Origin of the sequence: Psychrobacter sp. TWP2-1-2 (assembly GCF_049896785.1) — a bacterium.
Classification (GTDB): Bacteria; Pseudomonadota; Gammaproteobacteria; order Pseudomonadales; family Moraxellaceae; genus Psychrobacter.
Map to the genome: position 1 here is coordinate 1 of NZ_JAFCVA010000019.1, position 24,595 is coordinate 24,595.

The 24,595-nt window shown below is 43.1% G+C and carries 18 protein-coding genes and 1 pseudogene; 12 read left to right on the forward strand and 7 right to left on the reverse strand.

Annotated elements, in window-relative coordinates:
- A pseudogene (locus ACP7AE_RS12780) lies at positions 1-105 on the forward strand (IS5/IS1182 family transposase); the annotation flags it as partial.
- Positions 106-435: 330 nt separating this feature from the next.
- On the opposite strand, the gene ACP7AE_RS12785 reads toward ACP7AE_RS12780, so the two are convergent.
- Entirely contained in the window at positions 436-2,034 is a 1,599-nt protein-coding gene (locus tag ACP7AE_RS12785) for a GMC oxidoreductase (RefSeq protein WP_426243518.1), read from the reverse strand.
- A gap of 392 nt (positions 2,035-2,426) precedes the next feature.
- On the opposite strand from ACP7AE_RS12785, the gene trpB reads away from it, so the two are divergent.
- From trpB to ACP7AE_RS12800, 3 genes are all read left to right on the forward strand, one after another.
- On the forward strand, positions 2,427-3,653 hold the full coding sequence (gene trpB, locus ACP7AE_RS12790; protein WP_426243520.1) for a tryptophan synthase subunit beta: 1,227 nt from the start codon (positions 2,427-2,429) through the stop codon (positions 3,651-3,653).
- 218 nt (positions 3,654-3,871) lie between these two features.
- Positions 3,872-4,774, forward strand: a complete 903-nt coding sequence (locus tag ACP7AE_RS12795) for a DMT family transporter (RefSeq protein ID WP_426243522.1) — start codon at positions 3,872-3,874, stop codon at positions 4,772-4,774.
- Positions 4,775-5,115: 341 nt separating this feature from the next.
- Entirely contained in the window at positions 5,116-6,219 is a 1,104-nt protein-coding gene (locus ACP7AE_RS12800) for an alkene reductase (RefSeq protein WP_426243524.1), read from the forward strand.
- A gap of 138 nt (positions 6,220-6,357) precedes the next feature.
- Here ACP7AE_RS12800 and ACP7AE_RS12805 read toward each other — a convergent pair whose 3' ends face one another.
- Both ACP7AE_RS12805 and ACP7AE_RS12810 read right to left on the reverse strand, forming a co-directional pair.
- On the reverse strand, positions 6,358-7,326 hold the full coding sequence (locus tag ACP7AE_RS12805; RefSeq protein WP_426243526.1) for a pirin family protein: 969 nt from the start codon (positions 7,324-7,326) through the stop codon (positions 6,358-6,360).
- Between the two features lie 283 nt (positions 7,327-7,609).
- Positions 7,610-8,926, reverse strand: a complete 1,317-nt coding sequence (locus ACP7AE_RS12810) for an NAD(P)/FAD-dependent oxidoreductase (RefSeq protein ID WP_426243528.1) — start codon at positions 8,924-8,926, stop codon at positions 7,610-7,612.
- A gap of 526 nt (positions 8,927-9,452) precedes the next feature.
- Between ACP7AE_RS12810 and acs the strand changes: the two genes are divergently transcribed.
- The 7 genes from acs to ACP7AE_RS12845 all read left to right on the forward strand — a co-directional run bounded on the left by acs (position 9,453) and on the right by ACP7AE_RS12845 (position 16,558).
- Positions 9,453-11,414 (forward strand): acetate--CoA ligase, encoded by a 1,962-nt coding sequence (gene acs / locus ACP7AE_RS12815; RefSeq protein ID WP_426243530.1) that lies wholly within the window; start codon positions 9,453-9,455, stop codon positions 11,412-11,414.
- Positions 11,415-11,657: 243 nt separating this feature from the next.
- The gene (locus tag ACP7AE_RS12820) at positions 11,658-12,836 is read left to right on the forward strand and encodes an NAD(P)/FAD-dependent oxidoreductase (RefSeq protein ID WP_426243532.1); all 1,179 of its coding nucleotides are present in this window, start codon (positions 11,658-11,660) and stop codon (positions 12,834-12,836) included.
- Between the two features lie 80 nt (positions 12,837-12,916).
- Entirely contained in the window at positions 12,917-13,345 is a 429-nt protein-coding gene (locus ACP7AE_RS12825) for an MgtC/SapB family protein (protein ID WP_109591139.1), read from the forward strand.
- A gap of 133 nt (positions 13,346-13,478) precedes the next feature.
- Entirely contained in the window at positions 13,479-13,730 is a 252-nt protein-coding gene (locus tag ACP7AE_RS12830; RefSeq protein WP_426243534.1) for a hypothetical protein, read from the forward strand.
- A 132-nt stretch (positions 13,731-13,862) separates the two neighbouring features.
- The gene (locus ACP7AE_RS12835; RefSeq protein ID WP_227675952.1) at positions 13,863-14,099 is read left to right on the forward strand and encodes a hypothetical protein; all 237 of its coding nucleotides are present in this window, start codon (positions 13,863-13,865) and stop codon (positions 14,097-14,099) included.
- Between the two features lie 795 nt (positions 14,100-14,894).
- Positions 14,895-15,566 (forward strand): CDP-diacylglycerol--glycerol-3-phosphate 3-phosphatidyltransferase, encoded by a 672-nt coding sequence (pgsA, locus tag ACP7AE_RS12840; RefSeq protein WP_045443785.1) that lies wholly within the window; start codon positions 14,895-14,897, stop codon positions 15,564-15,566.
- A 218-nt stretch (positions 15,567-15,784) separates the two neighbouring features.
- The gene (locus ACP7AE_RS12845) at positions 15,785-16,558 is read left to right on the forward strand and encodes a hypothetical protein (protein ID WP_201540866.1); all 774 of its coding nucleotides are present in this window, start codon (positions 15,785-15,787) and stop codon (positions 16,556-16,558) included.
- A 198-nt stretch (positions 16,559-16,756) separates the two neighbouring features.
- Here the strand turns inward: ACP7AE_RS12845 and ACP7AE_RS12850 are convergent, their stop codons facing one another.
- The gene (locus ACP7AE_RS12850; RefSeq protein ID WP_193009253.1) at positions 16,757-17,251 is read right to left on the reverse strand and encodes a pyridoxamine 5'-phosphate oxidase family protein; all 495 of its coding nucleotides are present in this window, start codon (positions 17,249-17,251) and stop codon (positions 16,757-16,759) included.
- Between the two features lie 465 nt (positions 17,252-17,716).
- On the opposite strand from ACP7AE_RS12850, the gene purL reads away from it, so the two are divergent.
- Positions 17,717-21,715, forward strand: a complete 3,999-nt coding sequence (purL, locus tag ACP7AE_RS12855) for a phosphoribosylformylglycinamidine synthase (RefSeq protein ID WP_426243536.1) — start codon at positions 17,717-17,719, stop codon at positions 21,713-21,715.
- A 406-nt stretch (positions 21,716-22,121) separates the two neighbouring features.
- On the opposite strand, the gene ACP7AE_RS12860 is transcribed toward purL, so the two are convergent.
- The 3 genes from ACP7AE_RS12860 to ACP7AE_RS12870 are packed head-to-tail and all read right to left on the reverse strand — an operon-like array spanning position 22,122 to position 24,594.
- Positions 22,122-23,042 (reverse strand): DUF3732 domain-containing protein, encoded by a 921-nt coding sequence (locus tag ACP7AE_RS12860; protein ID WP_426243538.1) that lies wholly within the window; start codon positions 23,040-23,042, stop codon positions 22,122-22,124.
- Between the two features lie 8 nt (positions 23,043-23,050).
- Positions 23,051-24,148: an AAA family ATPase gene (locus tag ACP7AE_RS12865; RefSeq protein ID WP_426243540.1), complete on the reverse strand. Its 1,098-nt coding sequence runs from the start codon at positions 24,146-24,148 to the stop codon at positions 23,051-23,053.
- A complete protein-coding gene (locus tag ACP7AE_RS12870; protein ID WP_426243556.1) occupies positions 24,145-24,594 on the reverse strand; it encodes a three component ABC system middle component in 450 nt (149 codons plus the stop codon). Before ACP7AE_RS12870 ends, ACP7AE_RS12865 begins: the two co-directional genes overlap by 4 nt.
- Position 24,595 lies beyond the last annotated feature (1 nt).

The following is a 24,595-nucleotide window of genomic DNA, read 5'->3' on the forward strand; positions in this document are numbered from 1 at the left end:
CTAAAGCACTTCCGTAGTATTGCGACTAGATACGAGAAATTGGCTCGTAATTATAAGTCTATGCTGTATCTAGCTTGTACTATGATTCATTGCAAACTGAATTAGGGACACGCCCTAGGAGAAAAGGGTAAAGTAAGCTTTAAAAATTCATATATCCAATTGGCGCATACACCTACTGCTATTGATTCCATTATCATGCTTATTCCTTTCATAAATTATTACATTTGAGCACAAGAAGTAATCTAAAGTTTAGCTTAAATTGATATCGAATCATATTTTTATGCATATTAAAAAAGAAATAACTTCTTTAAAATTTAAGTAATTCCAAGCAGAGTATGAGAAAAAAGCAGGATTAGCTCCATCAAATCCACAACCCAATAAAAAACGCCCCTCAAGAGCGCTTTCTATATAGCCAAATCCTAAAACCCCAACAACCTACCCAAAATCTTCCTTCAAAATACTCGCCATATTACGCTCGGCAAGTCCGGTGATAAAGACATACGGATTGACCCCAGCGCTACCGGGGATTAACGCGCCGTCTTGCACGTAGATATTCTCGTGCCCTTTGACGCGCCCAAATTCATCAGTCGCTTTGCCAAGGACGCAGCCGCCAAGCGGGTGATAGCAGAAGTTATCGCCGAAGCCTTTGGTGAATAATAAACTTGAAGTAGAGCCACCATTTACTTTAGCGAGTTTTTCGATCAGCTCTTTAGCCGCGTTTACCGAGTACTCGTTTTGCTCACGTTTCCAGTTTAGTTTGACGGTTTTGCTGGCTTTGTCATAGTAATAGTTGCCGCGTTCTGGATTGTCAGTAATGGCAAGATATAGCGTCGTCCAAGTCTCAAGTCCTAACGGTAATGGCGCAAGCTCAGCAAAGATTTTGTATTTTGAGCCGTTTCTATCACCGTCCCACATATTGATACCTTTGACCGGAATGGTGGATTGGGTGGTGCCAGCCGCGTGGACGAAATTGCGTCCCGTCATGATGTTGCCGTTGGGTCCCCAGTGTTGACCAATATGCTCGTTTAGATTATTGAGTTTTCCTTCCGCTTGGCTTTTAAGCAGTAACTCTGAGGTACCCGTACTACCTGCGTTAAGGAAGAGCTTATCGCAGGTATAATGTTCAACTTTATCGACGCCGCCTGTCATATTGATAACATGGACTTCTAAACGCAGTTGGTCGTTATCAAGCGCTTGAATGGTATTAACTTTGCGCAAGGTTTTGACCGTGACATTGCCCGTGGCTTCAGCGTCTTTTAAGTAGGTTAAATCCAGTGAAAACTTGCCAGCGTTATTGCCATAGATAACTTCACCTCCAAGGCCAGATTTATAGACTTCGCCCTTCGCTTCCTTTTGCATATAGTCAAAATCGTAGCTATTACCGAAAAACTCAGTCTTCATTCCCGCCTTTTCTGCTTGGCGTTCAGCTGAACGAGTAAATTCGTAGTGCTCGGATTGATTAAAAAACGATTCGGGTATTTGACTGACTTTTAATTCTTTCATAGCGCGAGGGAAGTAGGTATCGTACATCTCGTCAGAATTAATCCAAGGAAACGTTTCTTCAAAGTGCGAGCGTCTGGGCTGAATGGCAATCGCGCCATTGACGATGGAGCCGCCGCCATAAGCACGCCCAGCGAAGACTTTCATATTATCGTATTCGATTAAATCCAACACCCCTGGATATTTTCTGATAGGAATTGGAATCGGGATAGGGGCGTTTGGCATATTGCTAAACCAGCTTGAGCGTTTATCGGCGCTAATCATTTTGCAAAAGGTATCATGCTTGGGGCTTCTATCCCAGCGCATCCCCATCTCAAGGATTAAAACCTTGTGACCTTTTTCGCTCAATCGCAGCGCCGATACCGCACCGCCATAGCCACTACCAACGATGATATTAGGAAAATGCCCAGCTTGGATGACTTTACTCGGTAGCTTTGGCTGCTTAGCAAGCGTTTGGCAACCACTCACCGCAGCGGAGGTGCTGATAGCGCCTAAGCTTAAACCCATGGCTTTAATCAGTTGGCGTCGTTGCATGGTGTATCCTAATTTGATATTTAAGCTAAAAAGCCCGAGTTGAATAATATTAGCTTTAGACTGTAAAGGTGCGCTAAGTTAAGCGAGCATCATATTAGCAAACATAGGTTGCGTTATTATTTCAGTCACACGATTGCTGTAATACTCATAGTAAAATCGCGCTTCCATTCTCCGATTATTCTTGCCAGCTTTTAGTCAATGTCTTATCCAGTCACTTAGTCAATTGTTTTTAGAGTGACGTGTAAACTTGACCGAATAGAGAATTTCGCTTATCATCTTGTTTCAATGTACTAGAACACAAATACATAAAAATATTTTCATTACTAAAAACGCTAAATAATTCGGCAAAAATGCCAATACTAATACTCCATCTAAAATAATAAGGGTTAACTATGACAACGCAAAATACAGCAGCTGGCTATGGATTACATCAATCAATTTTGCCCAATGACGATGGTTTATACGGAGAGTTCGGTGGCAAAATCGGTCATCCTGAGCTTGCCAAAGCCATGGCAGAAATCGAAGTAGGCTTTCGTGAAATCATTAAAAATGACGATTTTATTGCTGAGATGAAGCGCTTGCGTGAGACCTATGTTGGTCGTCCAAGTCCTATTTATCATGCGCAGCGTTTGACGGAGCATTGCGGCGGCGCGCAGATTTATTTTAAACGTGAAGATTTAAATCATACGGGCGCGCACAAAATTAATCACTGTTTGGGTGAAGTATTATTAGCCAAAAAATTAGGCAAAAAAAAGGTGATTGCGGAAACGGGTGCGGGGCAACATGGCGTAGCATTAGCGACGGCAGCAGCATTGATGGGTTTGGAGTGTGAGATTCACATGGGTGTGGTGGATATTAAAAAGGAGCATCCAAACGTCAGCCGGATGAAGATTTTGGGTGCCAATATCGTACCAGTCTCGCGTGGCGCGGGTACGCTAAAAGAAGCAGTCGATAGCGCTTTTGAGACTTATTTGAATGAGCTTGATACCAGCATGTTTGCGATTGGCTCGGCATTAGGTCCTGCACCCTATCCTGAAATGGTCAGCTATTTTCAGTCAGTGGTCGGACATGAAGCGCGGGCGCAGTTCTTAGCAACGACGGGTAAGCTGCCCAATAAGGTAGTTGCTTGTATTGGCGGCGGCTCCAATGCAATTGGTATGTTTAGCGGCTTTTTTGATGATAAAGATGTAGAAAAAATAGGTGTGGAACCTGCAGGTGAAGGCTTGAATACGCCCAATCATGCCGCAACGATGTCACTGGGCGTCAAGGGTGAGATTCACGGTTTTAAGTGTTATGTATTGCTTGATGAACAAGGCGAGCCTGCACCGGTACATTCGATTGCCTCTGGTCTAGATTACCCGGGCGTTGGACCACAGCATTCGCATCTGCGAGATTTAAACCTGGCTACTTATGAGTCGGCGACTGATGCTGAATGTCTAGAAGCGTTTATGGCATTGTCGCGCCTTGAGGGTATTATTCCTGCCTTAGAGTCGGCACATGCCATCGCTTATGCGATGAAAATCGCCAAGGATATGTCAGCGGATGAGACGATTTTGGTCAATTTGTCAGGGCGCGGCGATAAGGATATTGACTTTGTTTTGGATAAAGTAAATTTGTAGAAGAAATCAGCGATAAATACAGAAAATACAACATCAATCGAGCAATTAAAAAGTTATCATCGAGGTTTTTTTATCACACGATACTTTTTACGACTGAGCCTTTTATAACTGCGCTTTTATGATGAATTTATTGATAACAATCATTTCATAACGAGAAGTTCATAAATAGCCATTTTATAAGTAAGGAGCAATCGTCTAACGCTTGATAGGATCACCCCATGTCTAACCGCGACCTCATTATTTTTATCACCTTATCCTTTATGTGGTCGCTGTCTTTTATTTTTTATCGTATCGGCGTGCCTGAATTTGGCTCGTTAGCTTTTGCCAGCCTTCGTGTGGTCTTGGCTGGACTGACCATGCTGGTTTTTGTTTTAATCAGCCCAAAAAACAGAGAGGGCATACGGGATAATTGGAAAGTGTTGACGCTGGTTGGATTATTTTCTGCCGCTATTCCCTTTATCCTGTTTGCATTTTCAGCGCGCTCGGTAAACGCAGGGGTGTTGGCGGTGCTTAATGCGTCCGTACCGATGATGAGCGGTTTTATCGCCAGCACCTTTTTTAAAGACAGATTGTCAAAAAAACAAATTCTTGGTCTGGTTATTGGCGTTATTGGCGTAATTATTTTGATGAGTGAAAACTTATTTAGCGGTAGCGGGCAGGGCGCTGAGTCAAGTTCAGGGTTGCTACCAATGGGCTATGCGTTATTGGCCTGTGTCGGTTATGCCGTCGGTGCCAATATCACCAGAAACTACTTATACAGTGTCTCGCCAGTGGCAATTACCGCAGGTTCGCTCATCATTGCCAGTATTATCATGTTGCCGGTAGCAGTCTACGAATTCCCATATGGTAAAAGCATTAGCCTTACTGCTTGGGTTTCTGTCATTTGTATTGGCGTATTTTCAACCGCCATTGCCTTGATTTTTATGAATCAATTGATAAAAAGCATTGGTCCTATGCGCGCAACCAGTATTACCTTAGTGATTCCGATTTTTGCGATTATATTGGGTTACTTATTGCTTGGTGAAGCATTGGACACGCCTGCGATCATCGGCTCGATGGTGATATTGTTTGGCACTTACTTGTCTTTAGAGTTGTCCATTAAAAAGATGCTCAAGTTGTAAAAATCTCGATTGGGTCTTCGTTCAACACGCCCTAAGTAGACTTTTGACTAAAAGGTTATGAGTACACGTTATTGATAAATAATATTGTTTTGCCATTTATGTTTTTAAATGATTAAAGCCATTCGCTTAATAGGCTAATAAGAGGCGTTGAATAATGAGTATTATCAATATCGATATCATGCCATATTGATGTTTTTGTTTGTCATTTTTCCTTGGAATTATCACGTTTGCCCCCTATAAAGACTACGGATTATAAATAGCGTATTAAAAAACGAGCGCGCTATTTATTCATTAATAACAAACCAATCATTATGGTTTTATAACAACAAATAAGGCTTTTTATGGCACACGATAATTTATTTGAACCCGTAAAAATGGGTACGCAAACCCTAAAAAACCGCATCATCATGGCACCGTTGACACGTCTGCGTTCTGTTGAACCTGGTGATGTACCGACGGCACTTGCTGGAGAGTATTATTCACAGCGTGCGAGTGCTGGGCTTGTTATTACTGAAGCGACGCAGGTATCTTTTCAGGCAAAAGGCTATGCTGGCGCGCCGGGTATCCATACTCAAGATCAAATCACTGCGTGGAAAACCATCGTTGATAATGTTCATGCCAAAGGTGGTAAAATTGTCGTACAGCTATGGCACACAGGATTGGTCGCGCATGAAAGCGTGCAGCCTGATGGCAAAGCGCCGATCTCAGCGTCTGATGTGCATGTCGGTGTGCGTACGTCATTGCGTGATAGCAATAACCACGCCATTCGCGTTGAAGCGACCACGCCACGTCCAGCGACCCTTGATGAGATTAAGCAAGTCATCGCTGATTTTGCCCAAGCGACCAAAAATGCTAAAGAAGCAGGCTTTGATGGGGTAGAGATTCATGGTGCACACGGTTATCTATTGCATCAGTTTTGGGTTGAGCAAACCAACCAGCGTGATGATGAGTATGGCGGTAGCCGTGAGAATCGTGCGCGTCTGACTCTTGATGTTATCGATGCTTGTGTTGATGCGTGGGATGCTGATCATGTGGGTATTCGTATCTCGCCACTTGGCACATTTAACAATGTAGAAGCAGGCTACAACGAAGACGAAAACATCTGGCTAGTTGAACAGATCAACAAGCGTGGTCTGATGTATTTGCATCTCTCTGAGCCTGATTGGGCAGGTGGCACACCTTATAGTGATGCATTCCGTCAGCGTGTCCGTGATGCTTTTGATAATATGATTATCGCTGCTGGTGGCTATACTGCTGAAAAAGCGGAGAAAAATATCAAGGAAGGCTATATCGATGCGGTTGCTTTTGGCCGTGATTATATCGCCAATCCTGATTTGGTTGAGCGTATCCGAGAAGGGGCGGCGCTCAATGAGCAGCACCCAGAGAGCTTTTATGGTGGCGGCAATGAAGGCTATACCGATTATCCATTTCTTAACCAAGCATAATCGATAATCAGCTGCCCTTATGATTAGCTAACCTTAAGGTGTGTTAAAAACACCCTCACCGTTAGCCGATACATAAGCACATAATAAAAAGCCACCTGACGGTCTGCGTCAGGTGGCTTTTTGATGCCTGTATTTTAACTATTTGACAAAGTTGCCCGTTTGGTAATCCCGAAACGTTTGGCGGAGCTCTTCTTGGGTATTCATTACAAAGGGTCCATAACCTGCGACTGGTTCACCGATAGGTTCGCCGCTTAATAGTAAAAGCTTGACTGGTGCTTGCTCGCCATTTTCGGTAGCAGGATAATGCAGCTCAATGTTATCAGTAGCCAGTGTTTGCTGAGCTTGGTCATCAGTACGGTGCTGAATTGGCGCATCAAATTGAATCAAATTACCGGCACTGACTGACGTACCATTGACCAGTAGCTCACCTTCTTGTACTAGCAGTAGTGTATTGTGGGTGTTGGGCACTTTTAGCGTCGTCGCACCCGCAGTATGCAGCTCAATATCCCATAAGTTAATCGGGGTAAAGGTATTTGCCGCGCCTGTGATTTCTTGCCACGCACCAGCAATGATAGCCGCCTTACCAATTATCGTTTGGTGATCAGGGTTGCTGCTGTCGATCAGCTCAACGATAGGCAGATCTGCCCGTTTGATGCTTTGATAGTTTGGGTCGGTCAGTTTGTGCGCACTTGGCAAGTTAACCCACAGTTGCACCATACTAAAGACCCCACCGCGTTTACCGAAAGCCTCCGAATGAAACTCTTCGTGCATGATGCCACGACCTGCGGTCATCCATTGCACATCGCCTTTTTGAATAATCCCTTGCCCGCCTACTGAATCGGCATGACTGATTTCACCTTCGTAGGCGATAGTGACGGTTTCAAAGCCTTTGTGTGGATGCTGTCCGACTCCATGCGGCTGTGTTTTATAATTGGGGTTTGGATCAAAGGTTGTTGGTTTGCCATAATCGAATAATAAAAAAGGGTCGGTATGGCTATAATTAAAATGAGGGTTGTCGTCAAGATGGTTGATTAAGGTCTTTACATAAAAACCGTCACCTACCCAGTGCGGCGCTTTATCACCATGAATATTTTTAATAGGACGCATTTATTACCTCGTCAGACAAAACATGTTTTTTAATAAAAAAGTTCTGTTAAGTTAAGCTACATTTATAGCTACCTATATTGTGTTTATTTTAATAATCTATCAAGGGCTAATGTCGATAAAAGGCAACTTAAGTAGAATAAAAATAGCGATATCTCATTAGGGGGTGGTGGGCATTCAGACATGGCACTGTTTATAAGTGCTATTTATAAGTGCTGTTTATAAGTGCTGCCGATGTAGCACTGCTTATGATTAAACAATGCTACATCGTTATGATTAAATGAGGTTAAACCACTTCACCGCAGACAAAGCCACTGGCCCATGCCCATTGGAAGTTATAGCCGCCAAGCCAACCAGTAACATCCAGCACTTCACCGATAAAGTATAAGCCCTCCTGCATGTTGCTTTGCATGGTCTTTGAGGAGACTTCATCAGTTTTTACGCCGCCGCGGGTCACCTCAGCGGTACGATAGCCTTCTGTACCAGAGGGTTTGAGCTGCCAGCCATTCAAAGTCGCGCCAAGCTCCGTCAGCCGTTCATCTTTAATATTGGCGAGTTCGGTGTCTTTGATATCGTCCCAAAGATGCGTTTGTAGAGCGGCAAGCAGCTTTTTTGGTAACTTATTACTGTCATCGCCGCTATCGGTATAATCCGCGATGACCGTCCGAATCAGTTGCTTTGGGTGCGATTTTTTGTGCGCAAGGAGCAGCGCTGTCATGTCGATATTTGGCAGCAGGTTGATACTAATGGTCTCGCCAGTGTGCCAATAGTTTGATAGTTGTAGCATAGCAGGGCCTGACAGCCCGCGATGGGTAAACAACATGGGCAATTTAAAAGAGATGCGCTCATTGCTAGCGATGACTGGCAAACTAATACCAGCCAAAGATCGGATAAGCTCACCCGTTTTATCCGTAAAGGTAAAAGGCACTAAGCTGGCATCGGTTGCGATCAGCGTGTGCCCAAATTGCTGCGCCAATTCATATCCTAAACCACTGGCTCCCATCGTTGGAATAGACAGTCCGCCCGTGGCGACCACGAGTGACTCACAGCGGTAGCCTGTTTGCGGCAGTTTGGTTTGATTGGCGGATTCTTTTCTCTCTTGCTTTTCCTTTTTGCTAAGCTGCTTGCTGGTCAGTAATTCAAATTTGGCGTTCTTGTCATTTGCGATAGCTTGCACACTGTCAATCTGCGCATTCAGCTTTACTTGTACGCCAGCTGCCGTACATTCCGCGAGGAGCATGGTCAAAATATCTTGCGCTGAATCATCACAAAATAGCTGACCGTGTTCGCGCTCATGGTAAGGGATGTTATGTGCTGCCACCATACCGATAAATTCCCAGCTGGGATAACGACTGAGCGCGGATTTACAGAAATGTTGATTGGCACCGATAAAGTGCTCAGGCTCGACATAATAATTGGTAAAGTTGCAGCGTCCGCCACCTGACATGAGGATTTTTTTGCCCGCTTTATTGGCATGGTCTAATACCAGTACGCGGCGACCACGGCGACCCGCTGTGAGCGCACAGTATAGCCCTGACGCGCCAGCGCCGATGATGATGACATCATAGTGGGTGTATTGTGATGCATTGCGGTGATTGCTCATGGTAGTCTCATAAAATAATAGGTTTAAAAACCAGCCACCAAATCCGTCATCGAATCAACAACAGAGTCGATTGCTTATCTTTATAGCAGCAGGTCAATAAGAGGGTTTAGTGAAGAGTATATTTTGGCGTCGTATCTCGCGTGTAGCTATTGTCCATATTTCATACAAGGTTACAAGGGTTAAATGTCATATCATTATCTAATATCTGGACGGTGATGCTTTTATTTATACCAAAATAAAAGTTTATGCCAAAATCAAAACATGTTTTAAATTAGTCAATAGCAAGATTAAAAGCGAGTAAATGCAAAACCACACCTCGTCAATAAATTTTATCATGGGTGATCAAGTATACCGCTATATAGGCATATTGTTATGAATGGCTGTTGATACCTTGCAACCGTTCTGCTTATTTGTCAAACTAACCGTGAGTGTCACACATTATGGAAGATGACCCTTATCACCTGTACAGGCAGTCGTTTTCGACCGTTATGCGTGCAGGTCATAATAATTAAAAAGGACAAATACGATGACTCAAAAATCATTCCCCATTGCGGCCGAATTTATCGATGCTGCCAATACTACCGCTGAACAATACCGCGAAGACTATGAAAAATCTATCGAATCACCTCAGGCTAATGATGCTTTTTGGGCGAAGCGTGCCGAGCTGATCGATTGGATAAAAAAACCGACCAAAATCAGCGACGTTAACTATGATTTGGATGATTTTCGCATAAAATGGTTTGAGGACGGCGAGTTGAATATCTCTGTCAACTGTCTCGACCGACATGTCAAAAAAAATCCTTACAAGCCTGCCATTATTTGGGAGGGCGATCACCCTTCACTGCACAAAATCATCTCCTTTAAAGAGCTGCATCAAGCGGTCTGTCGCTTGGGTAATTCCATGCGTAAGCTTGGGGTTAAAAAAGGCGATCGCGTGACCTTATATATGCCGATGATACCTGAAGCAATGATAGCGATGCTGGCATGTACGCGTATTGGCGCTGTACATTCTGTGGTCTTTGGTGGCTTTTCTGCTGAGAGCTTGGGTAATCGCCTGATAGACAGTCGCTCAAAAATCATCATTACGGCTGATGAAGGCTTACGTGGTAATAAGCATACGCCGCTCAAAGCCAATGTCGATCGGGCACTAGATATGGATGGCACTGATAGCGTGACCAACGTCATTGTCGTTCATCGTACGGGTAATTCTGTACCGATGAGTGGTCGCCGCGATGTTTGGTATCATAACTTGGTCGATGGCGAGTCAGAACATTGCGAGCCAGAAGTCATGAATGCCGAAGACCCGCTATTTTTATTGTATACCTCTGGCTCTACTGGCAAACCTAAAGGTGTGCTGCATACCACGGGCGGCTATATCACCTATGCACTCTCTACTTTTCGAGATGTGTTCGATATTAAAGACGATGACGTCTACTGGTGTACTGCGGACGTAGGCTGGATCACAGGTCATACCTATGCAACCTACGCACCGCTTGCCAATGGTACGACGACGGTGATGTTCGAGGGTGTACCAGAATATCCCACATGGGCACGCATCGGTCATATTATCGATAAGCACGATGTGACCATTCTGTACACTGCACCGACGGCGATTCGAGCGATGATGAAGGAGGGCGATGTCTTTGTGCGGGAGTCTGATCGTTCAAGTTTGCGACTACTCGGAACAGTCGGCGAGCCGATCAATCCAGAAGCATGGGACTGGTATTATCATGTCGTCGGTGGCGGCAAGTGTCCGATTGTAGATACTTGGTGGCAAACTGAGACAGGCGGCATTCTCATGGCACCGATACCAGGCACGGTCGCCCTCAAGCCGGGTGCAGCGATGAATCCTTTGTATGGTATCAAGCCAGAGATTGTTGATAGTGACGGTACTATGCTAGAAGGCTCTGCTGAAGGAAACTTGGCAATTAACAGCAGTTGGCCGGGGCAAATGCGTACCATTTATAATGACCATGAGCGTTTTTTACAGACGTACTTTAGTGAGTATCCCGGTTATTATTTCACTGGTGATGGGGCGCAGCGTGACGAAGATGGACATTATTGGATCACGGGTCGCGTCGATGATGTGCTTAACGTCGCAGGGCATCGTCTGGGAACAGCAGAAATTGAGAGCGCCGTGGTCGCGCATCCCGCGACAGCGGAGGCCGCCATTGTCGGGATGCCGCACGAGATTCGCGGCATGGGCGTTTGTGCTTTTATTATTTTAAAATCGGGTGAACAAGAGACAGAAGCGCTAAAAGCTGAGCTGAATCGACATGTTCGCGCTGAGATTGGTCCGATTGCCAATTTGGATGCTATTCATATCGTTGAGGCACTACCCAAAACCCGCTCGGGTAAAATTATGCGCCGTATTTTACGTAACCTTGCGGCAGGGCAATATGTTGGTTTGGGTGATTTGTCTACTCTTGCGGATAGCTCGGTGATTAATCAGCTGGTTGAGGTAGTCAAAGCTGCGCGAGGAGAGTAGGTTAAATTATCGATAATGAGATATTGCTAAAAGCACGCTCAGTAAATAGACGATTAGCGTTCAAAAAAGTCATGTTATGAAAACTAGCATGGCTTTTTTACGCAGACGATATTGATATCAACAAACTTTAAAGGTTCAATAATTTCTATAACTATCTTATCTAACGATAGCTATATTATCTAAAACATTCCTACTATTATCACTCCCTTTTTTATCCAACATTATATGAGGCCTGCTGTCATTATGACCAATCACTCTTTGCCCGCTGTCGCTACCCAATCACCAAAAATCGCTATCATTGGTGGTGGTTTGACGGGGCTGTTTACCGCTACATTATTAGAGCGTACCTTTGCTCAAAACATAGCACAAGAGAGTGCGCAAAGACCCTTACCGCAAATCACTGTCTTTGAAAAGTCACGTAGCGTAGGGCGTTTAGCCACTCGATATCGTACTGATAGCCACACTGGCAAAAACTGGCAATGGGTATTTGGAGCACAGTTTTTTACGGCTAAGACGGCAAGTTTTAAGCAATTCATTACGCCTTGGTTAGAGACGGGATTGCTACAGCCATGGTGCGCGCAGGTGATTGATTTAACACCAGCGAACCATGATATTCAATCGCCTGATATTCACATCAAAGAGCAATGGAACACCACGCAAGCCCGCTATATCAGTACGCCAAAAATGACCAGTTGGGGGCGTACACTGGCTGATGAGTTGCAGTACAGCACCATAAAATTTAAAACCCGCGTTGCACCATTGGCTCAATATGATAATTCTCTAGCGGAAAAGGTTGATAAAAAAACTGAGCTATTTGACGAGACTGGTGCGAGTCTAGGTCACTTTGACTGGGTGATATGTACCGCGCCTAATGGTCAGACCATAGAGCTAATGGCAGAGAGCGGCTTTGCTGAGCAAGCCAAGATTTCTAAGCCAAAAATGCTGGCGTGTTATACCCTGATGTTAGGATGGGATAATTTTGATACATTACCAAAAATGTTAAGCGCTCAAGCAGCGCCACGCTGGGATGTGGCTTATCTGAATGACTCTATACTCGATAGAATATTTGTCGATCACCAAAAACCTGCTCGCGATGACCTGCTACCCAGTGTCACTATTCATGCGCGCAACGACTGGTCAGAGCAGCATGTCGATGACGATATGGAGACGATCAAAGCGCAGTTATTAATAGCTGCCAAGCAAGCATTGAATTGGAATGATGAACATGCTCCTAGCCAAATAGATTGCCATCGTTGGCGCTATGCCGCCACTGTTTCTGATAGTGATAAAGAAGCATTAGGCATCTTGATAGACGAGTCTCATCAATGGATTGTCAGTGGTGATTGGTGCGGACAAGGCAATATCGAAAGTTGCTATCAAATGGCACAGCAGACGGTTGAGGCAATCAACAAAGCAAAATAATGGCGAAAGTTTACTTAGCGACTGACGCTATCCGAAACTGGACTTTAAGGGTGTTTTCTTAATATGACAAGGTGATAACGATGTTTGGATTCGATATAGATTTAGAGCTGATGGGCTATCATTTTTTCCAGTTGGGTATCGCCTTTATATTGTCATTACCGATTGCCCTTAATCGTGAGATGAAAGACAACGGCGCGGGGTTAAGGACGTTTCCACTGGTAACCATTGCGTCATGCGCGTTCATGTTGGTTGGTATGGATATTTATGATGCTACTGGTGAAGCGAGAATCATGTATGCCATCATCACAGGTATGGGATTTATCGGTGGTGGGGCGATTTTTAAAAATGAAAAAGGCTCAAAGGGCACTGCCACGGCAGCGAGCTTATGGAATACAGGTGCCATCGGTATTTCGGTGGCTTACGGTCGTTATGAGATTGCCATTATATTATCGGTCGTTGGCTTTTTGATTTTGCAATTCTCAGAGCCCTTTAAAGTTAAAAAATACTAAGCGATGGGTGCGATGAGTTAACGTGCATATACACTTAAATACTAAAGAGACTATAAATCAATACTATATAGTATCTCTATATCTATATGATATAGCAAGAAATCTATAACTTATTGAAAATAAAGGATAGTTTATGAGTACCAGATTGAGAGGAAGTGGGCTGACTTGTGCCATGCTCGCACGAGGGGATAAGCAGGTTTTATGCGCGGTCAGTAATGAGAGCGACGAGCAAGCGATGGCTAGTATCGATAGCACTGAATATGATTCGCTAAAGCACATTATTTCTTTTGATAATGATAACTTCTCCTGTAAAGAAGGCGTTGAATGGCAATGCGCCATACCAGTAAAAAAAGTAGAACTTTTTTATGATGATCTAAATCTATAGCCGCTTATAACTGAAAGTTTGTATATTAATTTGTAATACTTTAATTGAAAATAAAGCTGTCCAAATTGCTAAGAAACAGTTATATTCGTATAACATAATATACAAAATAGTACGAAGTTAGAGGTGAATATAGTGCTTAGAGGAAGTGAGCTGACTCGTGTAATGCTTGAGCATGGCTGCCATGAGATATGGTGTGCGGTAGATGATAATAGTGATGAAGAAGCTATGTGTGATCAAGATTCAAACGATTTTACTGCCCAAATCGTGTCTTATCATAACAACAGATTCTATTGTACTGCTGGTACTGCGTGGCTATTCGCTGTGCCAATTAAGATAACTGCGATGACACTGAGTGATGTAAAGCTCTGAATACCTTTCTTTGTCTTATTAAGTCATCGCCGACTCATCATTTGTATTATAAAAACCCACCTTATGGTGGGTTTTTCCTTGTAAGCAATATGCCGCTTTTTAGATTATTGCTCAAACAATACAGATTTTTGCAGATAGTCATACTTGTATATTACAAGAACCTTTAACTAAGCATAAATTACAGGCAAAAAAAGAGCCCACAGAGGAGGAACTGTGGGCCGAGGAAAACTGATCGTGTAAAGGAACTACAGAGGCAGTGGTTGTGACCTATTGTTATTATGAGTGTTTCTATATTAACTAATATTAGGGTGGTGGTGATTAATTCAATAACTGCATATATTTACTTACATATTTAAGTGTACAAGTGTTTTTATCAGAATCGCTATCATAGCGCAATTGGCAGCGGTTTGGCTATTTTGGTTACATGACATTACGTTTAGAGCTTATAAGAGAGAAAATTAATGTCGTATTGTATCTCCAGTAGATGAGTCTTTTAGTCGTGTCATATCTAACATTGAAAAATGCGTAGCAAAGTTTTGTAGTTATATATGAAAGATTGATTAATTTTAATAGTATAGTCATTCCACTATAAAAATATTACTGCGTTAACCTCGCTTGAAGTATTAGATATACATCTACACTGCGATGCCTTGTACTAGGTTTAAATTCAACCGACTGTTTTTAAATGCAACTGACTATATCGATAACTGAATAGCTAAAGAGATGGCATGACGACCTGCGTGAAAAATGCTAAGCTATCTACCATTAATATGTCTATATAAAACTGGGTTTGCCATGACTGAGAATACGCATTTGCATACGCAGGAGCCGCAAAATACCAAGAGTATTTTTAACTTGCCTAATAACCTTACTATCGCGCGGATTTTAATGATTCCGCTATTTGTCGCGATTGCTTATTGGCCACCTGCTATGGGGATTGGCATGCCTGCTATCTCAGACAATGTGATTGCGCGGGTCGGCATGAGCGAGTTTAGTGATAGCTTGTTACGCCATTTACTTTTGACTAGCGTTTTTATTATTGCAGCGATTACTGATTGGCTTGATGGATATTTTGCCCGTAAGCTTAATGTTATGTCAGCCTTTGGTCGTTTTTTAGACCCTGTCGCTGATAAGTTAATGGTGGCGGCGGCGCTTATTATCTTGGTGCAATGGCATCCCAATATTATTATGGCAATCGCCGCGATTGTGATTATCTCGCGTGAGATTGCGGTGTCAGCGCTACGTGAATGGATGGCAGAGTTGGGCAAAAGTACCAGTGTGGCAGTGTCATATGTCGGCAAGCTAAAAACGACGTTTCAAATGGTGGCTATTACGGTACTTTTATTAAACTGGGAGTCGCTCGAAACGATCGGTTATGTGCTGATGGTTGCTGCTGTTATTTTGACACTATGGTCGATGATGATTTATCTCAAAGCGGCTTGGCCGTACCTAAAGCAAAGCGGGTAAATATATAACGCAGATATGGTCAACAAACAACATAGACAACAAAAAACGCCAGTCGCATTAGCCGCTGGCGTTTTTTATGGTCTGTTTGAAATACGGCTGATGTTGCCTATTTGTCTTAGACATTGTTTGTATGGTTGATATATACTCAAAATTAGTAAACAAAATACAAGAAAATTGATCGAGCTATCATGAAACGGCATTCAAATAAGGAAATAAGCATGACATTACATCAGACACAGTCGGGCGTTGCCGTATTATTGTTGGCATTATTAACGGGGTGTTCTTCTGGCTCAAACATGCAAGAAGAGTCCACCTCAACCATTCAGCGAGAAAAATCTACCCAAACAGATGCTACTGCAGAACGTTCCACTCAGGACGCGGCAGAATCTGAGCGTTTGGGGACAAAATGGGGCGATGACGTCGACTCAAAAGTGACGACTGTTGATCTGCGCCGTACGAGCAGTGAGCCTATCGAGCAGATGCAAGTCCGTTATGCTGATAAGTCTTATAATGGACGTGCGGTTAATAGCATATCACTACTGGCGGGCAAGATGGATTTTTCGATGGAAACGGACACAGATACGTTATCGATCTATCGAGATTCGGGTAATTATTACGTCCAAGGTCAAGCGGGTCAGGCCTACCGTTTGGTGTATCATAATAACAGCGACAACACTTATGAAATCGTCGCTAGTGTCGATGGAATCAATGTCCTCAATGGCAGCGCTGCCAGTCGCTATGACAGTGGATATGTGCTAAATCCAAATGATAATTTGGTGATTGAAGGCTTCCGTAAGAGCCAAAGCTCAGTAGCATCCTTTATATTTAGCAAACCAGAAAGTGCCTATGCTGCCAATACCAGCTCAGGCTCTATCAATAATACAGGTGTAATAGGTACAGCAGTTTATGGCCTATATGATCCATCTAAGCCGAAGCCTCAACAGCCGCAAGCTTACCCTGCGGACAATGGTTATGCGAAACCACCGCAGTAATGCCTATCGATAGAAAATAGATAACGCATAAAGAAACGCCAGTCGCATTAGCAACTGGCGTTTTTGTTCTTATTATTTAGGATTTGTGTAGCTTATACCATTTATAAAAACTAGAGTAGCAAGGAAAACGAGTGCAAGTACTACGCATTGTAGACTAAACAAGTTTGACACCGCTAATCGTAGTTTTTGGGATTGGTATTACAGCGTGACTGAGTTGTTTTCGCCCAAATTGGTCGCTTTTTTGCCATCCATTACGGCAGCAGTGGTCATCTTAAACATATTGACAACCGAGCTACCACTTAGCCAATATTCTGCACCATGTGGTACGACTTTAATCAGCTGTACATTTGGATCTTCTTTACCTTGCTCATAAAAAGCATTGTAGATCGGCGACCATAGCTCGTCTAATTTCTCTTGGTCTTCGACCAGTTCCGCTTTGCCATTAATTGAGACATAATTTTTGGCATCTTGACTGACATAAGCCAAGTTTACTTGCGGGTCTTTCTCAATGTCACTCACGGTTTCGGTACTCTTGTCACCGATGAACCAAATCTCTTTTGCACCGATGCTCGTCTCGCTCGTTGTCATTGGGCAGGCATGCAAATGACCTTCGTGAGTACGAGTTGTCATCATAGCAAACTTGATGTCTTTTACCAATTCTTGCACTTTATTGATATGGTCTTGTCTACTCATAGTAAATCTCCCTTTCTTTATTTTGATTAAGTCGTAGTGATTAAATAGTTGATTGTTTATAGTAGTTTTTATTCAGGCTAAGTGTTTTCCAAATTAAGCGTTTTTCAAATATCGAAAATCAGATGAATTGAGAAAAACAATCATCGCCTTAACAACTGAAACTAGAATACCGAGTTGTGACCTTTTGTTTATATAGGTTGCCCGTAAGGCGATGTGAGGGTTTGTAAGGACTATAAGCTTTAGGTAAAAATTGTGACGATATCGCTGTTAAGTTTCTATTGTGAAAGTACCATGTTGTAAAAGTAACAAGGGTTTCAACGATGGCAAAGATTTCACTATTATTGAATAGCAAGCATCAGCAATTTATCTTGGTTTTGACCTGCTTATTACAGGGCTTCTTGTTATAATACCCAGACCATTTACTTTGCATGGCAGAGATGCCTTGATCTTACGGATTATGCCTTTATGATGACCATCGCCGGACAACCGTTTCTTACCGATTTTCAGACGCAGCAACTCATCAGTCAGTTCCAGCAAAAAACCGAGCTAAATGTCAGCCAAATCCATACCCAGCAAGTGTATGTGTTATCACGAGAACTCGAAGGTGATGAGCATAAAAAAGCGCTAGACTTACTTGCTGTCGATAGTAGTACTGTCCTTGCAGCCCCAAAAAACAATCAGTTACAAGTCATCGTAGGTCCACGTTTTGGCACGATTTCGCCATGGGCAAGTAAAGCGACCGATATCTTTAATAACTGTGAAATTGCGATCAATCGCGTCGAGCGTGTCGTTGTCTATACGCTGACCATCGATAGCAAGATCAGTGAAAAGCTGTCTACTGCCGCTGAGCAGGTGTTGTTTGACCGTATGACGCAGAGTTTGGTCTATAACTTGAGCGATGTCAGTAAATTGTTCGACGATCAAGCGCCAGCATCACTGAATCATATCGATGTCATCGGACAAGGTCAGTCGGCGCTAGAGTCTGCCAACACCCAGTTTGGCTTTGCGCTATCTGTCGAAGATATTGATTATTTGATGAATGCGTATGTCAATGAGCTAAAACGCAATCCAACGGACGTTGAGCTGATGATGTTTGCACAGGCAAACTCAGAGCATTGCCGTCATAAGATTTTTAACGCTGAATGGACAGTCGATGGCGCAGTACAGCCAAAATCACTGTTCCAAATGATTAAGAACACTTATAAAGCCAATCCACAAGGTATCTTGTCAGCGTATAAAGACAACGCTGCGGTGATGGCAGGTTCTGAGGGTATGCGTTTTTATCCAATTCCTACCGACGCGATGGATGCCAATTCAATTCATCCTTATGACTTTCATCAAGAAGAAATCGATATTTTAATGAAAGTCGAAACCCATAACCATCCAACAGCGATTGCCCCTTATTCGGGTGCGGCGACGGGTGCTGGTGGCGAGATTCGTGATGAAGGCGCAACTGGTCGTGGCGGTAAGCCAAAAGCAGGTCTCACAGGCTTCCACGTATCACATCTACATATCCCAGAGCTTAGCGAAAAGTGGGAGCAGTCAGGTCAACTGAGTACGCAGGCTTACGGTACGCCAGATCGTATGGCAACCAGTCTTGAAATTATGACTGAAGCGCCACTCGGTTCAGCCAACTTCTCAAACGAATTTGGTCGCCCTAACCTATGCGGTTATTTCCGTAGCTTTCAGTTGGATACGTCAGCGGCAAAAGACGGCAGTGAGATGCGCGGCTATCATAAGCCAATCATGCTTGCCGGTGGTTACGGTAATATCAAACGCAACCTCATTGAAAAAAATACCATTCAACAAGGTGATTTATTAATCGTCCTTGGTGGCCCTGCGATGCAGATTGGTCTAGGCGGTGGTGCAGCGTCTTCTGTTGATAGTGGTTCACTTGATGAAGGCTTGGATTTTGCCTCAGTTCAGCGTGACAATGCTGAGATGGAGCGTCGTTGCCAAGAAGTGATGGATCGTTGTTGGGCACTAGCCGGTAGTGATGTAGATGTAAGTAATGGCGGCAAAGACGGCAACCCAATCGTTTCACTACATGATGTAGGGGCAGGTGGTCTGTCTAATGCCATGCCAGAGCTGGTCAATGACCACGAGATGGGCGCGGTACTAAATCTGCGTAAAGTTCCATCATTAGAAGCTGGCATGTCGCCAATGGCCATCTGGTCAAACGAAGCGCAAGAGCGTTATGTCCTCGCGATTCATCCAGAAAGCAAAGCCCAATTCGATGCGATCTGTGCACGTGAGCGTTGCCCGTATGCCATCTTGGGAACAGCCACGGATGTCCGTCAGCTAGTTGTTGACGATACGCTATTGGATGAGCAGCCAGTTGATATGCCGATGCAAGTATTGCTCGGTGGTACGCCGAAGATGAAGCGTAGCTTTGAGCGTCATGACACGAGCTTACCTGCATTAGAGTTAGGCGATGTTAATTTAGCTGAGTCTATCAAAGACGTGTTGCGTCACCCAACGGTCGCCAGCAAATCATTCTTGATTAGCATTGGTGACCGTTCTATCACGGGTATGGTAGTCCGTGATCAGTATGTTGGTCGTTATCAAGTGCCTGTATCAGATTGTGCTGTGACAGCGTCAGGCTTGATTGCGCTTGATGGTCAGGTGATGAGCGGTGAAGCCATGAGTATCGGTGAGCGTACACCAGTTGCGCTAATTAGCCCACAAGCCTCAGCACGACTTGCCATTGGCGAAGCGATTACCAATATCGCTGGTGCACGTATTGCACAGTTATCAGATATCACGATGTCAGCGAACTGGATGGCAGCTTGCGGTGATGATGCGGAAGACGCAGCATTATTTGACGCTGTTTATACCGTCGGCGAAGAGTTGTGCCCAGCACTAGGTATCGCGATTCCAGTCGGTAAAGATTCTCTATCGATGCGTGCCAACTGGACTGACAGCAGTGAAGCAGGTGAGACGGACAAATCAGTTGTGTCACCAATGAGCCTTGTGATTACCGCATTTGCTCCTGTGGTTGATGTGGCAAAAACGCTAACCCCTGAGCTAATCAATGGCGACAGCGCGTTCTACCGTATTGACTTGTCTAAAGGTAAGCTACGTCTAGGCGGTTCAATCCTTGCGCAGACGCTGAGCCAATTAGGTAACGATTGCCCAGATTTGGCACAGCCAAGCGACTTGGTTGACTTCTTTAACTTTGTCCAAGCGGGTAACGCGCAAGGCGTCATCAGCGCCTATCACGATATCGGTGATGGTGGTCTATTGGCAACTATCGCTGAGATGCAATTCACCAGTCGTCAAGGTATCAAACTGTCATTGACTGATGATAACTTACTCGGTCAATTGTTCAGCGAAGAATTGGGCGCGGTCATCCAAGTGTTACCAGAAAACTTCGCCGCATTGATGCAATTGGCAGAAGAGTTTAATGTTGCTGATATGCTCAGCCTCGTCGGTCAAAGCTCAGAAGAAGACAGCCTCATTATCCAAACGCCAACGCTTATGGGTGATGATACTCTCAGCTTTAGCCGTACTGAATTACAGCAAGCGTGGACTCAGGTCAGCTATCAAATCGCTCGTCGCCGTGATAATCCAGCGTGCGTACAGCAAGAGTATGACTTGATTGCTGATGCGAGCCATCAAGGCCTCATCGCTGCGCCGAACTTTGATCTCAATAAAAAAGTTGAAGAGCCGTATCTAAATAGCCGCGAGAATAAACCAAGAGTCGCTATCTTGCGTGAGCAAGGTGTCAACGGTCAGACTGAAATGGCAGCAGGCTTTACCCAAGCTGGCTTTGAAGCGGTTGATGTACACATGAGCGATCTACTGAATGGTCGCATTAATCTACGTGACTTTGACGGTCTGGTCGCTTGTGGTGGCTTTAGTTATGGTGATGTATTGGGCGCTGGCTCAGGCTGGGCGAACTCTATCTTGTTCCATGATGAGCTACGCATGCAGTTTGTCCGCTTCTTTGCCCGTCCTGAGACCTTCTCATTAGGCGTCTGTAACGGTTGTCAGATGATGGCTCAGTTAAAAGACCTCATCCCAGGTGCGGACAACTTCCCACGCTTCATCGCCAATAAATCCGCTCGTTTTGAAGCGCGTACGGTCAATGTGAAAATCGAGCGTACCAAGTCTATCCTGTTCAAAGGTATGCAGGATAGCATCTTGCCAATCGCTGTGGCGCATGGTGAAGGCTATGCCACGCTAAACAACAACGAAATCGACGGTATGGCCAAACACGGTCAGCTTGCGATGCGTTATGTCGATAGCCAAGGTCATCCAACTGAGACGTATCCGCTCAATCCAAACGGTTCGGTCGGCGGTGTCACGGGTCTGTGTAGCACTGATGGTCGCGTCACTATCATGATGCCGCATCCTGAGCGTAACCTAAAAGCCTACAACCACAGCTGGAAACCAGAAGAGTGGGACGAAGACGGCGCGTGGATGCGTATGTTCCGTAACGCCCGAGCTTGGTTGCGCTAGTCGCTACTCAGACCTCTAGTAATTGCTTATAGTTTTAGATAGCGGTTTTTTAAAATAAAAAGGTGGGCTCAAAGCTCACCTTTTTTGTGTTTGGGATTTGGGTGTTTTTAAGAGTAGGGGAGCTATTTCCCGCCTTCCGCTTGTATCTGCCAGTCTGGGCGCGGCGATGGCTACGGTTTGGGTTGTCGCTTGCTTCGCGTCGCCACCCCAAAACCTAGCTGTCGCAACTTGCCCAACCTAACAGGATACCGCTACAGTCGGGGCTAGTGGTGACATCGTGTTCTTATAAGTATTCGTCGTGGTTCGAGTCTACAAATTAAAAGGTCGGTAGGGTGGGTTAGCGGAGCGTAACACACCATTGGTATGGCGAAATAATAAGCAAGATATGTTAAGTCTGACTAGTCATTCATAAGTAGGGGGTGATAGAGTAGTTTGAACTTTTAATATATTTATATACTTTATCAAAATTCATAAGCTTTTTAGTTCTCCATCTATTCCCATTTACTAACGACTCAAAGCTACCGTTTCTAAGCATTAAGTTATCTACATGGTCAGTTACTATTATTTGAGGTGAAAATCCAAATTCCTCCTCTAAAGAAATACAGTAGTTATTTAGTTGATCGAAAATATTTGTGACAGACTTCATATCTTCGTCAATTTTATTATCATCCAACATCTCGATAGACTTTATTTCATCTTTTGAAAAACTCTTCTCCGTATCACGGCTAAAATTTGGGAAGTAAACTTGAGTAGGTTGATCTAAAAACAGTATAGATGGGATTAAGCAATCCTCACCTAATGAGACAAAATATTTGTGTAATGCAAGAAATAGCGTTAGATGAGTATATAACCAGTTAGCTCCACTACCCATTGACCTCAAGTAGATTTTTTTATTTTTATTAATATCGTCGTGATATAAGTCAAAACTTTCTAACGAAAATTTTAAATTTATTGGATCGTAAGCGTCTTCAAAGTCAAATTCGTTGCCAATATCATACATATACTCATTTATTTTTTTCTCGGATTCTTTTATGAGATCATTCATATTATACTTGCTAAGACTTTCTTTAACAGCTCTCAAATTTCCCCTGAGTTCAGTAAGTTTCGATTCAATTTTTGTATCTACAGCAGGATTGAGTAAATCAATGATACTGAACAACTTATACTTCTGATTATATATCTCTTCGGAAAAATCTTTTCTTTCTTGAATTCTTTCGTCGATACTTTCAAGTTCTTTCTTTTCTAACTGTAATTTCTTAACTTGTTTAATAAGCTCATTAGCCTGTATCTCAGTATCTGCTAGCAGTGTCTGAAGGGGCGCGCGCATTTCTCTCGTTACTCTAAGGGTATAGTTAAGCTTTTTAATAGCTGTTCAGCCGATTCAGGTAATTTACTGTGCTTAGTCTCACATAAAGGACAAACAGCATCGGAAACTTCAATTGCATCTTGATTAACAAGTTTCTCTGAGTTAAGTAGTTTATCTTCTTGGTCTAACGAATTTTCGATTGACACAATTTTATTTCTTACACGGTTTAGCTCAACAATTTTTTCAGCATGAGATTTGGAAATATCTACGTAACGCCTATGGAACATATCCGATGAAGAGTCGAAATTATCGGGATGTAAGAAATTTTTAAGTCTTTCTTTGCTTTCTATAGGGTTAGATATAATACTTTCTAATTTAACAGGATGATCAGAGAACCTCATTAGTGCATACATGTTTTTAAGTTCAGGTTCTAACTGTAATTCTTGCTGTATCTTGTAGCTAGTAAGTATTTCTTTCTCTTTCGTAAGTTTCTTTATTTCACTCTCAATAGCTTCTTTCTTTTTCATTTGTAGGAAGTAATCTTGCTTTACAAACCCTAAAAAAAACTTAGTATGTTTAATAACTTGTTCACGCTTTTCTTTTTCATCAAATCTATAGAATAAAGCGTGCTTATTCGCTATCAAGTTCTGATGTTGGAGTAAGAACGACATGTAGCTACGTATTGTTGGACGACTTTCTTTTTGTCCTTTATAAAATGTATCTAGTGTGGACTCATCAACATTATCTATATTTAGAAGCTCGTTTCGCATATATTCTTTAAATTTGCTGATAGCAAATTTATCATCAAAAAAATCTATATCAATTATATTTTTTTGATGTTCCTGAATGGTTCTAGTATAAATTCTATTGTTTTGAGGTTTTCTGCCGAAAACATATATTCGGTTTGAGATATTCATACAAACATAGTAAACTTTAGCATTATCAGTAATAATACCTTCAGGAATAGTATCTTCTGAACTACCTAAGCAATAGTCAAAAATCTCAATTAATGCACTTTTACCTGTCGAAGACGCACCTGTCACAATGTTTAGCCCAGCTTTTAAATAAACTGGATGTTTTTTGTCATTGTTATCTATCACACCCATTTCGTAAATTATTGACTTCATGGATTCACCCTCAATCCTTTATAAATTTCAGTAATAGATAAACCACTGAATAACTTTCCTAAGTTCGTAGCTTGTTTATTCAGTTGTACTTTATCGTATTTTCTATTGATTAGAATATTTAGAGATGACTTGTCAAAAGATACCCCATCGTTAATCATGCAATAACTTAAGCTTTGTGTAGATAATGCCTTTAAGGTGTCAATGCGCTCTTGTAAGTCGTAAAATTCTTTAGGATTCCCGAATTTAGTGAAAAAGTTTGAACGACTTTTACCAGACAGTCTTACTGTATCTAGTTTTTTAGATAGTTCAGGATGACTACATATCGGAATGATAAGTGGAAGTAGTAATATATTTTGCTCTACATCTTCCAATGAGTTGTAGAATGATACAATGTGACTTCCATACTTGAAGGGGTTGTAATAGTAGGTATGAACAGCGTCAATCATA